General features: G+C 72.6%; 11 protein-coding genes. 2 read left to right on the plus strand and 9 right to left on the minus strand.

What is annotated here, in order from left to right:
* The 4 genes from IE237_RS00005 to IE237_RS00020 form a co-directional block, all read right to left on the minus strand.
* On the minus strand, positions 1–258 hold a 258-nt coding region (locus tag IE237_RS00005; protein ID WP_308433012.1), incomplete at its 3' end, for a carboxyl transferase domain-containing protein.
* A 153-nt stretch (positions 259–411) separates the two neighbouring features.
* On the minus strand, positions 412–2,733 hold the full coding sequence (locus tag IE237_RS00010) for a polysaccharide lyase 8 family protein (RefSeq protein ID WP_189800625.1): 2,322 nt from the start codon (positions 2,731–2,733) through the stop codon (positions 412–414).
* 113 nt (positions 2,734–2,846) lie between these two features.
* Complete coding sequence (locus IE237_RS00015; RefSeq protein WP_189799689.1) at positions 2,847–6,692, minus strand: endo-alpha-N-acetylgalactosaminidase family protein; 3,846 nt, start codon at positions 6,690–6,692, stop codon at positions 2,847–2,849.
* A 128-nt stretch (positions 6,693–6,820) separates the two neighbouring features.
* Positions 6,821–7,330 (minus strand): hypothetical protein, encoded by a 510-nt coding sequence (locus IE237_RS00020; RefSeq protein ID WP_189799690.1) that lies wholly within the window; start codon positions 7,328–7,330, stop codon positions 6,821–6,823.
* A 235-nt stretch (positions 7,331–7,565) separates the two neighbouring features.
* On the opposite strand from IE237_RS00020, the gene IE237_RS00025 reads away from it, so the two are divergent.
* Positions 7,566–8,177: a YceI family protein gene (locus IE237_RS00025; RefSeq protein ID WP_189799691.1), complete on the plus strand. Its 612-nt coding sequence runs from the start codon at positions 7,566–7,568 to the stop codon at positions 8,175–8,177.
* An 85-nt stretch (positions 8,178–8,262) separates the two neighbouring features.
* Here the strand turns inward: IE237_RS00025 and IE237_RS00030 are convergent, their stop codons facing one another.
* Together IE237_RS00030 and IE237_RS00035 are read right to left on the minus strand one after the other, a co-directional pair.
* Positions 8,263–9,096, minus strand: a complete 834-nt coding sequence (locus tag IE237_RS00030) for a hypothetical protein (RefSeq protein ID WP_189799692.1) — start codon at positions 9,094–9,096, stop codon at positions 8,263–8,265.
* A 74-nt stretch (positions 9,097–9,170) separates the two neighbouring features.
* Positions 9,171–10,319, minus strand: coding sequence for a serine hydrolase domain-containing protein (locus IE237_RS00035; RefSeq protein WP_189799693.1), 1,149 nt, complete (start codon positions 10,317–10,319; stop codon positions 9,171–9,173).
* 149 nt (positions 10,320–10,468) lie between these two features.
* Here IE237_RS00035 and dnaN point away from each other — a divergent pair, with 149 nt between their 5' ends.
* Complete coding sequence (gene dnaN, locus IE237_RS00040; protein WP_189799694.1) at positions 10,469–11,572, plus strand: DNA polymerase III subunit beta; 1,104 nt, start codon at positions 10,469–10,471, stop codon at positions 11,570–11,572.
* Between the two features lie 4 nt (positions 11,573–11,576).
* Here the strand turns inward: dnaN and IE237_RS00045 are convergent, their stop codons facing one another.
* The 3 genes from IE237_RS00045 to IE237_RS00055 form a co-directional block, all read right to left on the minus strand.
* Positions 11,577–12,914 carry a hypothetical protein gene (locus tag IE237_RS00045; RefSeq protein ID WP_189799695.1) on the minus strand — a complete coding sequence of 446 codons (1,338 nt, stop codon included), beginning with the start codon at positions 12,912–12,914 and terminating at the stop codon, positions 11,577–11,579.
* Between the two features lie 52 nt (positions 12,915–12,966).
* A complete protein-coding gene (cimA, locus tag IE237_RS00050; RefSeq protein ID WP_189799696.1) occupies positions 12,967–14,583 on the minus strand; it encodes a citramalate synthase in 1,617 nt (538 codons plus the stop codon).
* A gap of 282 nt (positions 14,584–14,865) precedes the next feature.
* Positions 14,866–16,218 carry an MFS transporter gene (locus IE237_RS00055; RefSeq protein WP_189799697.1) on the minus strand — a complete coding sequence of 451 codons (1,353 nt, stop codon included), beginning with the start codon at positions 16,216–16,218 and terminating at the stop codon, positions 14,866–14,868.
* Positions 16,219–16,229: the final 11 nt, after the last annotated feature.

Genomic DNA, 16,229 nt, shown 5'->3' on the forward strand with positions numbered 1-16,229 from the left:
ACCGTCGGTGTACGGCTTCTTCGCCTCCAGGCCGAAGCCCTGGGCGCGGTGCCGGCGCAACTGCTCGACCTCGTTGAAGGAACCCGGGTCGAGCAGCAGCTCGATGCGCTCACGCGCCGTCAGCTTGCCCTTCGCGTGCTGCGCCTCGGTCGCGCGCTCACTCGGGCCACGCAGCGCCTGCTCGCGCAGGACGTGCAGCTCGGCCACTCGGCCACGGGCGTCAGCGGGCTCGCTCGGGATCTGGTCCACAACGGTCATGTACCGACCCTACGAAGTCACACAAGAAAACCCCGCCGTCGACTCCGTACAGTCTCGCGTGTCGAATCCTGGTGGGGCTGGACAGAACCCTTGCCCGTCCAGCCCGAGTCAACAGCCAGACACCCCTCGTGTTTGTCGGGTTCCGACATAGACCTAGACGAGAACCTCGCAACCATGGGTCGTACCCCCGGTACCCGGGGTGATCCGCAGCCGCAGCGCGGACCCGGTGGCGAGGACCTCCACCGAGGGATCGTGGCGGAGCACCCGGCGGACCGGACGGTTCCACACCAGCTCCAGCGGCTGCCCCGTGCGCAGCGGCTCGGAGACCCTCAGATCGAGGACGGAGCGGCGGCGCCGGACGAGGACGCTCGCGGGCGCGGTGACCGTGAGGGGTCCCACCGTACCGGCCTGCCAGAGGTTCGCGGCGGTCATTCCGAGGGACGGGACGGCGATCGCCTGACGCTCGGCGGTGTTGTCGAGAACGTGCAGCCAGCGGGGGTCGGCGGCGCGGGCGGCGACCGTGCGCCGGGAGGCGCCCGGCATCAGGAGGTACACGTACGAGGCCGCGACCGGGTCGGTGCCGTGGTCCAGCCAGAGGGTCTGGTAGCGGCGGGTGCGGCGCTCGGTGGAGCTCGTGGTGTTGATGTCGCTCCAGGCGCCGGTACGGTCCTCGCGCAGGGTGCGCAGGTCGCGCGTCCCCCGGGGGAAGACCCAGCCGCCGTGGCCCTCCAGGTGCGCCCAGCCGCCGCCGGTGGTGAGGGCCTGGGTGCCCGCCTCCCCCAGGAGCCGGTTGTCGACCACCGTCTCGACGGGCACCCCGTCGGTCGCGGTGATCCCGGCGCCCAGGCAGATGACCGCGTCCGCCGCGCAGAACCAGGACTTGCGCGCCTCCAGGGTGGAGCCGAGGCCCTTGAGGTGCTGGCCGACGGCCGCGTACTCGCCGTCGGTGGCCCCGCCGACCCAGCGCACGGCCGGTCGGGGCGCGCCCCACTCGCCGCCCGCCCGGTCGGCGAGCCGCTTGGTGGAGACGGTGGTGCCGGGGAGGCGGTACGGATCGACGGTGGGCCAGAACCAGTCGGTGTACTGGTCGCCGAGGTCCGGGGTCCACCAGGAGAGCATCCCGGCGCCGGTGTGCCAGCCGCGCGGGTTCTCGCCGTTGCCGCACTCGTAGTACGTGATCCGGTCCGAGGCCATCGCGATGCCGGCGGCCCAGCCGGGGCGGCGGTGGACGGCCCGGTCCATCGCGGCGAAGAGCCGGTGGCCGGTGGGTTCGGGGGCGGCGGGGACGGGGGCGGCGGCCACCGCGTGCAGCCGGGCGAGGTCGGCGACGCCGAACTGGCGGGCGGCGAGGATCGGGGAGACGGTGTCGCGCTCGATCCACCCCTTCACGCGCGCGTGCCACCGGTCCCGCTCGGCCGCGGACGCTCCGCCCGCGAGGAGGGCGATGGCCGCGATGACGCCCTGCCCGTGGAAGTGGTCGGAGCGCATGATCCGCCGGTCGTCGTTCTTGAGGTAGCCGCGGCTGATGGCGCGCCCGTTGACGGCGTCCATCATCAGGCCGTCGTAGAGGAAGGGCGCGTAGGCCTTCTCGACGCTGTCGAGGACGATCTGCCGCTGGGGGTCGGTGACGGCCCAGCTGGAGCCTGCGAGGAGGGAGAAGAGCCGGCCGAGCCCGTCGAGCATGACCTGCCCGTACGTGCCGGAGTAGGCGACCCAGGTGTGCTGGACGAAGGAGCCGTCGGCGTAGAGGCCGTCGCCCTGGGCGACGTACGGGAAGACGGGCGAGAGGGCGTCGCGGGCGAGGGCGATCTTGGCGGGGTTCGCGCCGAGGACCCCGCGCAGGGCGACCGAGCGGCAGAGGTCGACGCGGTTGGCGCCGGTGGAGGTGCCCGAGTAGTTCGTGAGGACCGAGTCGGGCACGAAGTGGTCGACGGCGGCGCAGGCGGCGGCGATGCGCTCGGCGCCGAGCCGCGGGTGGAGCACGGCCACGATGTCCATGAGGAGGCGGGGGCTGCCGATCTGCCACTCCCACCAGTTGCCGTAGCGCGGGGCGCCCGCCCGGTAGACCGTGGCGGAGAGGTGGTCGAGGCCGCGCAGCACGTCGGCGAGCAGGCTCTCGTCGCCGGTGAGTCCGGTGCCGGGCTGCGCGTACGCCTGGGTCATGGTCCACAGGCGGCTGTAGCTCTGGGTGATGCCGGCCGGCGGGTCGAAGGGGGCGTCGGGCCAGAGCGAGGTGGGCGTGGCGGCCATGCCCGCGCGGAAGGTGCGCGCGAGCGTGCCGGTCTCGGCGAGCCGGCCGGCGTAGGGCTCGGCCCCGGCGTCGAAGCCGGAGCCGAGCTGGAGGTCGAGCCAGCGGAGCCGCAGTGTCTCGAACTCGTCCGCCGGGTCCGCCGCGCGGGCGGAGGGGGAGAGTGCGAGGGCGGTCGCGGCGGCGGCCGTCGTGCTCAGGAAGGTGCGGCGGGACCAGAGGGGCAGGGACACGGGAGCCTCCCGGGGGAAGTGGTGGAGACCGGTCGGCGCCCGGTGTAACACCCTGTTTCCGACGCAATCAATGAGCACGGCAAGCGCTTACCGCCTCGGGGCCTCCGTCAGCTCCCACAGTGGAAGCGGGCGCTCCCCCAGTCCGCGTGGTCGTTGCCGTTCCCGTCGCCGCCGTCGCCGACCACCAGGTCGACGTAGGAGGCGCCGGTGACGTCGGCGGTGAGCGACCAGGCGGGGTCCGCGGCCTTGAGGACCGGGGACTTCACCTTCTCCGCGCCGTCCGCGAGCACACTGAACTGGACGCTGCCGCGGCTGGTCTGGACGTCGTCCACCCCGACCTCGGCGGTGAGCGAGGTGCACCGGCCGCCGAGGTAGTAGCGGACCTTGGCCGGGGCGTGGGTGCCCAGACCCTTCGCGTACGTCACTCCGCCGATCCGCAGCGGGGAGCCGTCGCCGGCGCCTGTCTCGCCGTTGGAGAGGTCGCGCTCGACGGGTCCCCAGCCGTTCTCGGACGAGGTCCAGTCGAGGTCACTGGCCCAGCTGTCGGCGGTGGGCGGCGGCGGCAGGGTGCGCACGGTGGTGGCGGCGGTGAGCTTCCGCTCCCCTCCCCCGACGGTGTAGGCGACGGAGGCGCCCAGCGGGTACGGCTGGTAGGCCGCGTCCACCGGCGGTGTCACCTGCCAGGTGGCGGTGGCCTTCGCGCCCGGGGCGACCGTGCCGAGGGCGACGGGCGCGGCGGGTTCGGCGGTCCAGCCCTCGGGGAGGGTGAGGACGGCCCGGGCGCCGGTGGCCTCGGTGGCCTCGTCGTTGCCGAAGGTGGCGGTGACCTGGTTCGGCCGGCCGGGCTCCAGGGTCTCGGGAGCGGTGACGGTGAGCGTGCCGCAGGCGGCGCGCTCGGCGGCCGGGCCGAGGTCGGTGACGGTGAAGCCGTCGAGGACGAAGTCGGCGCCGTCGGGGGCGTCCCCGCGCTTGCGCAGGCCGGTCCAGGTGTCGCCGCAGCCGGCGGTGACGGTCTCGGTGAAGTGCCCGGTGGTCCGCTGCTGCCCGATCGGGGTGCGCCGGGTCTCGACCGCCCCGGTGCCGTTCGCGCGGTCGTAGCCGGTGACCCACTCGTACGCGCCCGCGTGGCTGGACTGGTAGTCGTACTCCACGCGGTAGTTGTGGCCGTCCTTCATCGGGACGGTCCAGGGCGCGGTCCGGTAGACGAGTCCGCTGTTCTCGTCGTGCGACTTGAGGGTCTCGGCGCCGCCGATGACGTCGTCGATCGGCTTTCCGTTCCAGCCGGCCTGGGTGTACGGGGCGTGCAGCTGGGCGATGTGGGTGCGCGGGTCGGTCGTGCCGCCGGAGTCGCCCTTGAGGAAGGGGCCCCAGCCCTGGTCGACGGCCTCGAAGTCCTCGTACGCGACCGTCCCGGCCTTCGTCGCGGGGGCGTTGGCCACGATCCGGACGTCGTCGATCCGTACGGTCGCCTCGCTGCCGCTCGCGGCCTGGATCCGCAGCGGTACGGAGCCGCCGGCGGGTGCGGTGAAGGTGACCTTGGCGCGCTGGAAGCGGGTGCCGTTCCAGTCGGAGGCGGCGACCCGGTCCTCCAGGGAGGAGCGCTCGACGGTGACGGCGGTGCCGCCGGCGGAGAGGGTGGTCGGGCGGGTCTTGCCGGGTTCGACCTCGATGAGGGCGGAGGCGGTGTACCGCTTGCCGGGGGTGAGGCCGGTGATCTGCTGGCGGACCGAGGCGGTGGTGGTGCCGCCGAGCTTCGCGCTGTTGCGGCCCTGGTCGTCGGTGTCTCGGGCGACGGTGCCGGCCGTGGTCCAGGCGCCGAGCTTCGCGTCGTTGAAGCCGGGGTCCTTCACCGGGGTGCCCTGGCCCCACCGCGGGGCGGTCTGCGCGGGGGCGCTGTCCGGGTAGAGGACGTAGGGCTGTCCGGCGGTGGCGTCGAGGGTGATCCGTCCGCCGGAGGGCCGTACGGTGCCGGTCTTCACGCGGCCGTTGTCGGTGAGCTTGTAGACGGTGTACGCGCGCGTGCCGCCGGGTACGGCCCAACTGGTCGTCCCGCCGGACTTGTTGTAGTGGTAAAGCTTCTTGCCGCCGTCCCACGGGAGCAGGTAGCTCTCGCCGTCGAGGACCTTGCGGCCGTTCTCGTAGAAGGTGCGGCGGCCGTTCTCGACGGTGCCGCGGACGCCGCCGGTGAAGGTGATGTCGTCGCCGTTCCAGCGGGTGATCTTCTGCTGCTGGAGGTACTTGGCGGGCAGGTTCCGCTGCCAGATGTTGGCGGAGAAGGCGTTCCAGTCGGTCTCGCCGGTCCAGCCCTCGAAGTCGACCAGGGCGGTCTGGCCGAGGACCGGGTGGTTGTTCCAGACGTCCTTCTCGCCGTTGCGGATGAAGCGGATGATCTGCGAGTTGAGGCCCTTGTTGGTGGCGCCGCCGTAGTCGAGGTCGTTGGCCCAGTGGGCCCAGAGGGAGGACCGCTCGAACTTCTCGGACCACTCGGTGGCGACGTTCCAGCCCTGCGCCTGGACGGCCTGCATCGTCTTGTCGGCGATCCAGCCGTGCGTGTAGTAGACGTCGATGTAGAGCATCGACAGGTTGGGGTCGGTCTCGTCGCGGAGCTGCTGGAAGCGGCGGGCGAGGTCGCCGCTGTTCACGTCGCGGCGCTGGTCGATGTAGTAGCTCTGGTTGAGCCAGTTCCAGCCGGGCTTGGTCTTGTCGACGAGGGTCTCGCTGAAGTTCTTCGCCTCGGGGTACGACTCGGTGGCGTTCACGTGGACGCCGAAGCCGGCGCCCCACTTCCTGCCCTCGCGCAGCAGGGTGTTGAGGTCGGCGAGGCCGCCGGCCCGCTTGTTGTAGTTGCCGCCGTAGTCGGGGTGGGCGGAGTCGTGGCCCTCGGAGCCGTACCCCTTGAGCAGCGCGAACTGGCCGAGTCCGTCCGTGGAGAGCGAGATCCGCTTGACGTCGTCGAGGGTGCGCAGGAAGGGGTGGGTGGCCTGGGAGGCGAAGTTGAACGGGATGTGGGCGACGACCCTCCCGGGCGTCTGCTCGCTGCCGGGGGCCTTGATCCCGATCGCGCGGAAGGCGACGGCGCCGTCCTGCCAGTCGGTGGTGCCGTCGGCGTTGGCGTCGGGGGTGACGACGACCTTCGCCCAGGGCAGGTTGTCGCCGCTCTCGGGCTGCGGGGCGCCGGCGCCGCGGTAGGTCCACTGGCCGGACCAGACGCCGACGCGGGTCTCCGCGCCGTTCCTGCGGGCCTGGTGCCAGAAGCGGGCGCCGTCGCGGGCGGAGGCGCCGGAGGGCTTGTCGTAGCTGGAGTTGGACTCGACGGCGGCGGCGAGCCGGCCGGTGTTGACGATCGCGTAGCTCGCGCCGACCGGGTTCGCCTCGGCGGCGGTGGCGTCGGTGACCTGGGCGAAGACGTCGGCGGTACGGGTGGAGTCCGGGTCGAGCCGGGTGAAGGCGGTCGCGGCGCCGGTGTCCGAGGAGCCGACGGAGACCAGGTCGTGGCCGGGGACGTCGATCGTGCCGACGCGGAAGGTCTCGGTGTCCCGGACGGCGGTCACCTTGAAGGTGGTGGTCCGGCCGGCCACGCTCAGCCGGGCGTCGATCTCGACGCCGGGCAGGTCGGGGAAGACGAGGGTGTACGCGGCGGAGCCGGCGGTCAGGACGGGGGCGCCCTTGGCCTGGACGGCGTGGGCGGTGCCGTTGAGGACGACCTGTGTGACGGGGGCCGTGCTCCCGAGGAGGCGGGCGCCGCTCGCCCTGTCGGTGTACGACAGGACGCGGGGGAAGTCCTCGGCGACGGCGACGGAGAGCTGGTCGGAGCCGATGACGGCGTCGGCGGACGCGGCCGCGGGGGCCCCGGTCGTGTCGGCCAGGGCGGGCCCGGACAGGGCGAACACCGTGGCCGAGGCGGCCGCGAGCGCGCAGGCCGCACGGAGTCTGGAGGAGAGGGGGAGGGACATGCGGACCAGTCAGCCGCGCCCCGGCGGCACCGTCAACGAGATCGCGCCGAGCGGACCCCTCCAGTCCAAGAACCCCCTTCGGTTAGTCCAAGTGACCACCGAAGGGGGCTCGTTCGCCGCTGTACGGGTCAGCAGCCGCCGCAGTTGTAGAAGGTCACGTCCCAGTGGTTGCCCTCGTCGGCGTAGACGTTGCCCGCGCCGGACCTCCACTGCGGGGCTCCGTCGCCGCGCACACCGATGTAGGTGAAGGTGTTCTTCACGTAGTTGGTGATGCAGGTGGCCTTGCCGAAGTCGAGCTTGTAGCCGTTCCAGTGCGAGTAGGTGCCGCTCGCGTGGCCGGTCTCGGTGCCGCCGGTGATGTTGAGGGCGCAGCCGCTGGCACTCCGGAGGGTCTGGGCGCCCTGGGCGGTGGCGAGGTTGAGCTGCTCGAAGGACGTACAGGTGGAGTTGTTGCGGTCCGAGCAGCCGCCGGACGAGGACCAGGTGATGCCGGAGGACCGGAACATCGAGGTCGCGGTGGCGTGGCTGATCTTGGTGACCGCGTGGGCCTCGCCGGCGGCGGTGAGGACGCCGACGCCGGGCGCGAAGAGCGCGCCGAGGACGAGGGCCAGAGCGGTCAGGACGGAGCGGAGCTTCATCGGGAGTGCCTCCTGCTGGTGACCGTGACGGATGGGGACGGCGGTGCAGGTGGAGCCGGTGGATCCGGTGGCGCTGGAGAGATGGTGCCGTAGTTCTACGCGCGTCCGCCAGAGGGCGTCGGTGTCCGTGTGACGCCATCCGGATGAACATCCTCCAGGGATGTTGAATGTTGAACGGAATAGGGTTACAGTCGTTCTCGTTGAAGGTTCAACAAACACCGACAAGGAGCACGTCATGGGTATCTTCGGCCGCAAGAGCACCGAGTCCGCCGTCGCCACCGCCACCCTGCCCGTCGACCCGGCGCTGGCCGCCCTGAGTGGCGACTACACCATCGACCCGGCGCACAGCAGCATCGGCTTCACCGTCCGTCACGCGATGGTCACCAACGTCCGCGGCACCTTCGCCGAGCACGAGGGCGCGCTGAAGCTCGACGGCTCGAACCCGGGCGCCTCCACCGCCTCGATCGACGTCAAGATCGCCTCCATCGACACCGGCATCGGCGACCGCGACGGCCACCTGCGCAGCGGCGACTTCTTCGACGCCGAGCAGTTCCCCCTGATGAGCTTCCGCTCCACCGGCGCCGAGCAGCTGGGCGGCGACAAGTACCGGATCACCGGCGACCTGACCATCAAGGACGTCACCAAGCCGCTCGCCATCGACCTGGAGTTCAACGGCACCGCGACGGACGTCTACGGCAACGAGCGCGTGGGCTTCGAGGGCTCCGCCGAGATCCTGCGCTCCGCGTGGGGCCTGACCTGGAACGCGGCCCTGGAGACCGGCGGCGTCATGGTCAGCGACAAGGTCAAGCTGAACTTCGACATCTCCGCGATCAAGAACGCCGCCTGATCCTTTCCGGCACCCCCGGACACACGAGCGCGCCCGCCCTCCGCAGCAGCGGAAGGCGGGCGCTCGGCGTTTCCGGGACCGGGCGTCAGCCGCGCTTCTCGGCGGCGGTGCGGAAGGCGAGGGCGGTCTTCGCGGCCCCGGCGAGGTCGCCGCCTCCTCCTCCGAGCAGCACGCTGCCGAAGGTTCCGGAATCGGTCCACGCGCACAGCACCGGCTGAGCCCCGGACGCCGCGAGGGTCCCGCAGCTCAGCTTGCCGCCCCAGGGGCCGGCGTCGAACGGGGTCACGTCCTGGGCCTTCGCCCCGGCGAAGAAGTTCCGCAGCTCCTGGTCGAGCGTGTCCCTCCCCTTCTCCGCGGCGAGGGAGGGGTCCCACTCGACGGCGTCGATGCCGAGCATCAGGTCCGGGGCCCCGTCGCCGTCACGGTCGTAGTACCACTGCCTGCCCCTCGGCCTCTTCTTCCCCTTCATCGGGTCCTCCCCCGCAAGGAGCCGGTACTCCCCGACGCGTTCGGGCCCTTCGACGACCCGGTCCGGGACGGCCTCACCCTGCCCGGCCCCGGCCACCGCGGCGGAACCGGCCCCCGACCGCGCCGCCGGGGGCTCCCCCTCGAACGAGAGCGCCCTCGTGACGCCGAGGGCGACGATCGCCGCGACCACGCCGAGGACGATCCTCTGCCGGCGCCGGGCGCGCGCCCAGGATCCGTCGGCGCCACCGTCCGTGACACGCGCGTCGGCCTCCGCGGCTTCGGCGAGCGGGGCCGGCGAGGAGGGCGCGGGGCCGCGGCCCGGGGCCTCCTGCCGCCAGGAGCGGGTGAGGCGCCAGACGAGGGCTGCGGCCAGGACGGCGACCAGGAGCGTCCCGATGGCCTGGCCCTGGGCGAAGGACTCCGAGGAGGGGTCCACGGCAAGGATGATCATGACGAGGATCGTAGGGGCGCGGCGGGCCCGGGCGGGTCACGATCCCGCATCGCCCCGGCACGCGATCGCGCAGGTCAGACGGACTTCGCCGCCTCCACGACCGCCGGGACGAGGCGGTCGTTCTCGGGGGCGCCCGGGCCGGCCAGGAAGCCGAAGCGGCGGCGGGTGTAGCTGTAGGCCAGGCCGGTGGACGGGTCGGCGAAGGCCTGGGAGCCGGGGGCGCCGCTGTGGCCGACCGCGGTCGGGCCGAGGGACGGGTGGCGGGTGGCGAGCGGGACGAAGCCGAGGCCGAAGGCGTTCTCGGAGCCCGTGACGAGGTCGGTGCCCTCGGAGTGGATCCGGGCGAACTCGGCCAGGGTGCCGGGGGTGAGCAGCGGAGGCCGGCCGTCGAGCTCGCCGGCGATCGCCGCGTACATCCGCGAGAGGCCGCGGGCGGTGCCGACGCCGCCGCCGGAGAGCGGTGCCTGGACGCGGACGGCCCGGGAGTTCCCGTACCCGACGTCGTCGAACGGCGGATCGGCGTGGAGGTTGAACGCGATCGCCATGAAGCTGTCCGGTGCGACCGGGTTCTCGGCGAGGAAGGCCTGCTCGGCGGGGGTCGGCCGGACCGGCAGGGCCGTACGGAAGCGGGGTTCGAGCTCCTCGGGCAGGCCGAGGTGGTAGTCGAGGGCGTACGGGACGCGGACCCGCTCCTCGTAGAGTTCCTGGACCGTCCGGCCGGTGGCCCGCAGCACCACCTCGCCGACCAGGGCGCCGATCACCAGGGCGTGGTAGCCGTGACCCGTGTCCGGCTCCCAGAAGGGGCGCTGCCCTGCGAGGCGCGCGGCGATCAGGCGGTCGTCGGCGAGCTCCTCGTCCGAGAGGCCGCCGTCCGCGCCGATCAGTCCGGCGCGATGGGCGAGCAGCTGCCGGAGGGTGATCCTCTCCTTGCCCTCGGCGGCGAACTCGGGCCACCAGGAGGCGACTTCGCGGTCCAGGTCGAGGACGCCGTCCTGGACGAGGAGGGCGGTGATCAGGGCCATGACGCCCTTGGAGGAGGAGTACAGCCCGAGCAGGGAGTCGCCGTCGACGCCGTCCCCGCCCCAGAGGTCGACGACGAGCCGGCCGCGGTGGTGGACGGCGAGCTGGGCACCGCCGTCCCGCGCCTCGTTCGCGGCGATCCCCGCGAACACCTCCCGTACGGACTCGAATCCGGGCTCCACCGTGCCGTGGACGTCGGGCATGGCTCCACTCCCCCTGTCTGTCGCTGCCGTGGTCACCCAGCAGAACGATCAAGGGCGCGGTTCCCTTCCCGTTCCGCGGAGTGGAGTTCGATCCTGCCCGGAACGGCCGCTCGACGCCGTTGTCAGTGGCGGCCGCTAGCGTCGCCGGCATGGAATTCCGCATCGACAGCGCCGTGTTGACCGACGCCGTGGCCTGGGCCGCGCGCGTGCTGCCGGCCCGCTCCCCCCTGCCCGTGCTCGGCGGACTGCTCCTGGAGGCGGCGGAGGGCGGACTGCGCGTCTCGGGCCTCGACCACGAGGCCTCGGCCCGCGTCGAGGTCGAGGCCGACACCGCCGTCGAGGGCCGGGCGCTCGTCCTCGGCCGGCGTCTGCTCGACATCTGCAAGGTGCTGCCCAAGGGCCCCGCCGAGCTCGCCGTCGAGGGCGCCCGCCTCTCGGTGACCTCGGGCGACGCCCGCTTCGGCCTCTCCCTGCTGCCGCTCGACGACTACCCCGCCGCGCCCGCCCTGCCCGAGGTGCGCGGCCTGGTGGACGGGGACGCCTTCGCCGCGGCGGTCGGCCAGGTCGCGGTGGCCGCCGGCCGGGACGACTCCCTGCCCGTCCTGACCGGGATACGCCTCGCCCTGGACGGCGCCACGATGACGCTCGCGGCCACCGACCGCTACCGCTACGCGGTCCGCACCCTGGAGTGGCAGCCGGAGGCCGGTGCCCCCGCGGAGGGGGCCGACGTGGTGGTGCCGGCCCGCCGCCTCACCGAGATCGCCCGCTCCCTCGCCGGCACGGGCCCGGCCCGTCTCGCCCTCGACTCCGGCTCGCTCGGCTTCGAGAGCGCCGACACCCGCAGCACCACCCGGCTGCTCGACGGCCGGCTCCCCCGTCACGACAAGCTCTTCGCGCTCGGCGAGCACGCCCTCGCGGTCACCGGGCGGGCCCCGCTGACCGAGGCCGTCAGGCGGGTCGCGGTCGTCGCCGAGGGCGACAGCCCGGTCCAGCTGGCCTTCTCCCCCACCGGCCTGCACCTCCAGGCGGGTTACGAGGACGACGTGGCCTCCCAGCGCCTCCCCGCCACCCTCACGGGGGCGGAGTCCCTGACGGTCGCCTTCAACCCGGGCTACCTCCTGGACGCGCTGGGCTCACTGGCTTCGCCCGAGGTCCACTTCCACCTCCTGGGGCCCGGCCAGCGCGCCCTGCTCACCGACGGCCCGGAGGCGACCCACCGCCATCTGCTGATGTCGGTGAAGCCGCTGGTCTGAGCCGTCAGAAGCCGCCGCCGCCGTCGAATCCACCGCCGCCGCCGAAGTCCCCGCCGCCCCCGAAGTCGCTCGACCCGAAGTCCCCGGAGCTGAAGTCGGCGCCGGAGAAGTCGCCGCCCTGGAAGTCGCCGCCGCCGTACTCGGAGGCGTACGCGGGGGTGGCGAGCATGGAGCCGAGCATGGTGCCCACGAGGAGGCCGGGCAGCATGCCGCCGCCGAAGTAGCCGCCGGCCCAGGGGCCGTAGGCGGGGCCCGCCTCCCAGTAGGGGCGGCGGCCGGTGTCGGTGTCGACGGTGCGGGCCACCGGGTCGAGGCCGTCGTCGAGGCGGGCCGCGTCGGCGGCGCAGACCGGGACCTGGCGGGGGGCGCCGCCGGCCGGGGTCCAGGTCCGGTCGTCGGCCGCGGGACCGTGACGGGGGTCGAAGAAGCACGGGGGCCGCCGCTCGGGGAGCGGGCGGGACTCGCGGCGGGCGGCCAGGACGGCCAGGGAGTAGCGGCCGTCCTCCAGGGCCTGGGTGACCTCGCGGACCTCGTGCGGCCGGGCGACCGCGCCCATGAGGGACTTGGCCCGGTCGTAGGAGTCGAGGGCGCGCTCGTAGTCGCCGCGCATGGCGTCGTCGGCACCGCGCTCGGCGGGGTGGAAGTCGAGGCGTTCGAGCTCTTCACCGAAGGCGGTGATGTCCTCGTCGACGACGACCCGGAGCCGGTCGAGCGCGGCACGCTCCTCGGCCTCCTTGCGGAGCCGGTTGCGGCGGACGACGGCGTAGGCGCCCGCGCCGCCGGCGACGACGACCGCTCCGAGGGTCACGAGCCCGGCGACGGGGACGCCGGAGTCCGTGCCGGCGGAGCCCCAGGAGGCGGGGGCGGAGCCGCGGAGGGTGGGCAGGGCCTGGTCGACGAAGTTGTTGAGCTCGGTGGCCGCGTCGGCGCCGGGCTGGCGTACGGAGGTGACGAGGTTGTCCACGGCGTCCCGGGACATCACCGAGCGGTCGGCGCGGGCGTCGAAGCCGTCGCCGAGGCGGATCGCGTACAGGCCGGTGATGCCGGTCTGGGTGCGCAGGTTCTGGAAGAGGTTCTCCGGCGGGAACTGCGCGTTCGCGGGGAGCACCGCCACGAGGAGCGGCTTGTCCGCGTTCTTGATCTTCTGCGCGAGGGCGTCCGCGTCGGCCTTGGAGAGCTGGTCGGCGGCGCCGGGGTCGACGTACACCGGGCCCTGTTTCAGGGCGGCGGCCGCGTCGGACACGCCCGTGGCCCTGGCGCCCGCGGTGGGCGCCAGGACCAGAAGCAGCAGCAGGAACAGCCCGCCGAGGGCCGACCACACGGATATCGCCCTGGTCCTCATGGTTCGACGCTACCCGAACCAGACCAAACCGAACACAGATGGGCGATACGGACTATTCCGCCGGGTCGACCCCGGCCCGCAGCAGGCCGTACGTGAAGGCGTCCTCCAGGGCCTGCCAGGACGCGGCGATGACGTTCTCGCCGACGCCGACCGTGGACCACTCGCCGTTGCCGTCGCTGGTGGTGACCAGGACCCGGGTCGTGGACTCGGTGCCGTGGCGGCCCTCCAGGATGCGGACCTTGTAGTCGACCAGCTCGAACTTGGCGAGCTGCGGGTAGATCCGCTCCAGGGCCACCCTCATCGCCCGGTCGAGGGCGTTGACCGGGCCGTTGCCCTCGGCGGTGGCGACGATCCGCTCGCCCTTGGCCCAGAGCTTCACGGTCGCCTCGTTGGCGTGGGTGCCGTCGGGGCGGTCCTCGACGATCGCCCGCCAGGACTCCGTACGGAAGTAGCGACGGGCCCGGCCCTCGGCCTCCTCGCGGAGCAGCAGCTCGAAGGAGGCGTCGGCGGCCTCGTACGTGTAGCCCTTGAGCTCGCGCTCCTTGACCCGCTCGACGACCCGGGCGACGAGCGCGCGGTCGCCGCCCAGGTCGACGCCGAGCTCCTTGCCCTTGAGCTCGATGGAGGCGCGGCCGGCCATGTCGGAGACCAGCATCCGCATGGTGTTGCCGACCAGCTCGGGGTCGATGTGCTGGTAGAGGTCGGGGTCCACCTTGATCGCCGAGGCGTGGAGTCCGGCCTTGTGGGCGAAGGCGGAGACGCCGACGTACGGCTGGTGGGTGGAGGGGGTGAGGTTGACGACCTCGGCGATGGCGTGCGAGATCCGGGTCATCTCGGCGAGGGCGCCGTCGGGGAGGATCTTCTTGCCGTACTTGAGCTCCAGGGCCGCGACGACGGGGAAGAGGTTGGCGTTGCCGACCCGCTCGCCGTAACCGTTGGCGGTGCACTGGACGTGGGTGGCGCCCGCGTCGACGGCGGCGAGGGTGTTGGCGACGGCGCAGCCGGTGTCGTCCTGGGCGTGGATGCCGAGGCGGGCTCCGGTGTCGGCGACGACGGTGGCGACGACGGCCTGGACCTGGGCGGGCAGCATGCCGCCGTTGGTGTCGCAGAGGATGACGACGTCGGCCCCGGCCTCGTGGGCGGCGCGGACGACGGCCTTGGCGTAGTCCGGGTTCGCCTTGTAGCCGTCGAAGAAGTGCTCGCAGTCGATGAAGACCCGGCGCCCCTGGGAGGTCAGGTAGGAGACGGTGTCGCGGACCATCTCCAGGTTCTCTTCCAGAGTGGTGCGCAGGGCGAGCTCGACGTGCCGGTCGTGCGACTTGGCGACCAGGGTGATCACCGGAGCGCCGGAGTCGAGGAGCGCCTTGACCTGCGGGTCCTCGGCCGCGCTGCCACCGGCCCTGCGGGTCGCGCCGAAGGCGACGAGTTGCGCGTTCTTGAACGCGATCTCCTGCCGGGCACGGGCGAAGAACTCCGTGTCGCGCGGGTTGGCGCCGGGCCAGCCGCCCTCGATGAAGCCCACGCCGAAATCGTCGAGGTGCCGGGCGATGGTCAGCTTGTCCGCGACGGTGAGGTTGATGCCTTCACGCTGCGCCCCGTCGCGCAGCGTCGTGTCGAAGACATGGAAGCTGTCGTCGAGGCGCGAGCCCTCGGCGTTCTCCGTGGTCATGGCTGTGATGGCTCCTGTCGGATGTGGCTCCGGAAGGGATGGATCCACTTGCCCCCATTCTCACGCGTCGTCCGTTTCCGGCATGGGTGGGGCCGGAAAACGAAAAAACCCCTCGCGGGTGCGAGAGGTCTGCGCGCGGGTCTGAGGCACGGTGTCCACTGCCGCGGGGGTGGTGCCGCGATTCAGTGGCCACTGCGGACCGGCGCGCCGCTGCCGATAATCATCGTGGTAGCAAGCACGCCGGAAGTCTGACACAGGTGCGCGGCCGACGGGACGCCGGTCTCACGATACGGGCAGTTGATCTCGCTCCTGCCCCGGCCGCTCTCCCGGCCCCTGTCCGGGCAGCGCGGAGCCGGCTGCGCCGACGCGGCCCAGGTCGATGTCGCGGGTCTCCCGCATCGTGAGGTAGACGACCAGGGAGACGGCCGCGCAGCCCGCCACGTACCAGGAGAAGCCCGACTCGGCCCCGGCGTCCTTGAACCAGAGCGCCACGTACTCGGCGGTGCCGCCGAAGAGGGCGTTGGCGATGGCGTACGGCAGGGCGACGCCGAGCGCGCGGATGCCGGTCGGGAAGAGCTCGGCCTTCACGCAGGCGTTGATCGAGGTGTAGCCGGTGACGACGAGGAGCGCGAGGAGGGAGAGGCCGAGGGCCGGCCAGAAGGAGCCGGCGTGCTTGAGCATCGTCAGGATCGGGACGGTGAGGAGGGTCGAGCCGACCGCGAAGGTGATGAGGAGCGGGCGGCGCCCGATCCGGTCGGAGAGCCGGCCGGCGAGCGGCTGCAGACAGGCGAAGACGATCAGCGCGCAGAAGGAGACCAGGGTGGCGGTCTGCTTCGGCAGCCCGGCGGAGTTGGAGAGGTACTTGGTGAGGTAGGTGGTGTACGTGTAGTACGCCACGGTCCCGCCCATGGTGAGCGCGATGACGAGGAAGACCTCCCGCCGGTGCGCCCACAGGGCCTTGAGGGTGCCCTGCTGTCCCCGCGCGACCCCGGAGTCGGCGGTCTCCTCGTACACCTCCGTCTCCAGCATGTTCCGGCGCAGGTAGAAGACGACGGCCGCGCCGAGGGCGCCGACGACGAACGGGATCCGCCAGCCCCAGGCGTGCAGGGCGTCGGCGGACAGGGTGTGCTGGAGGACGAGCAGCAGACCGAGGCCGAGGATCTGGCCGGCGGTCATCGACACGTACTGGAAGCTGGAGGCGAAGCCGCGGTGCTCGGGCGCGGAGGCCTCGGTGAGGTAGGTGGCGCTGGCCGCGTACTCGCCGCCGACGGAGAGGCCCTGGAGGAGGCGGGCGAGGAGGAGGACGGCGGCGCCTCCGTATCCGGCGAAGGAGTAGGTCGGCGCGACGGCGATCAGCACGGCGGAGGCCGACATCAGCGTCACCGTGAGGGTGAGCGCCGCCTTGCGGCCCTTCCGGTCGCCGACCCGGCCGAGGAGCCAGCCGCCGACGGGGCGCATGAAGAAGCCGACGGCGAAGATGCCGGCGGTGTTCATGAGCTTGGCGGTGTCGTCGCCCTCGGGGAAGAAGGCCCCCGCGAAGTAGGTGGCGAAGCTCGCGTACACGAACCAGTCGAACCACTCGACCATGTTGCCCGCGGAGCCGACCCAGATCTTCTTCCAGTGCTCTCGTCCCATGGGCAGGAACC

The organism is Streptomyces tanashiensis (assembly GCF_014648895.1).
GTDB lineage: Bacteria > Actinomycetota > Actinomycetes > Streptomycetales > Streptomycetaceae > Streptomyces > Streptomyces tanashiensis.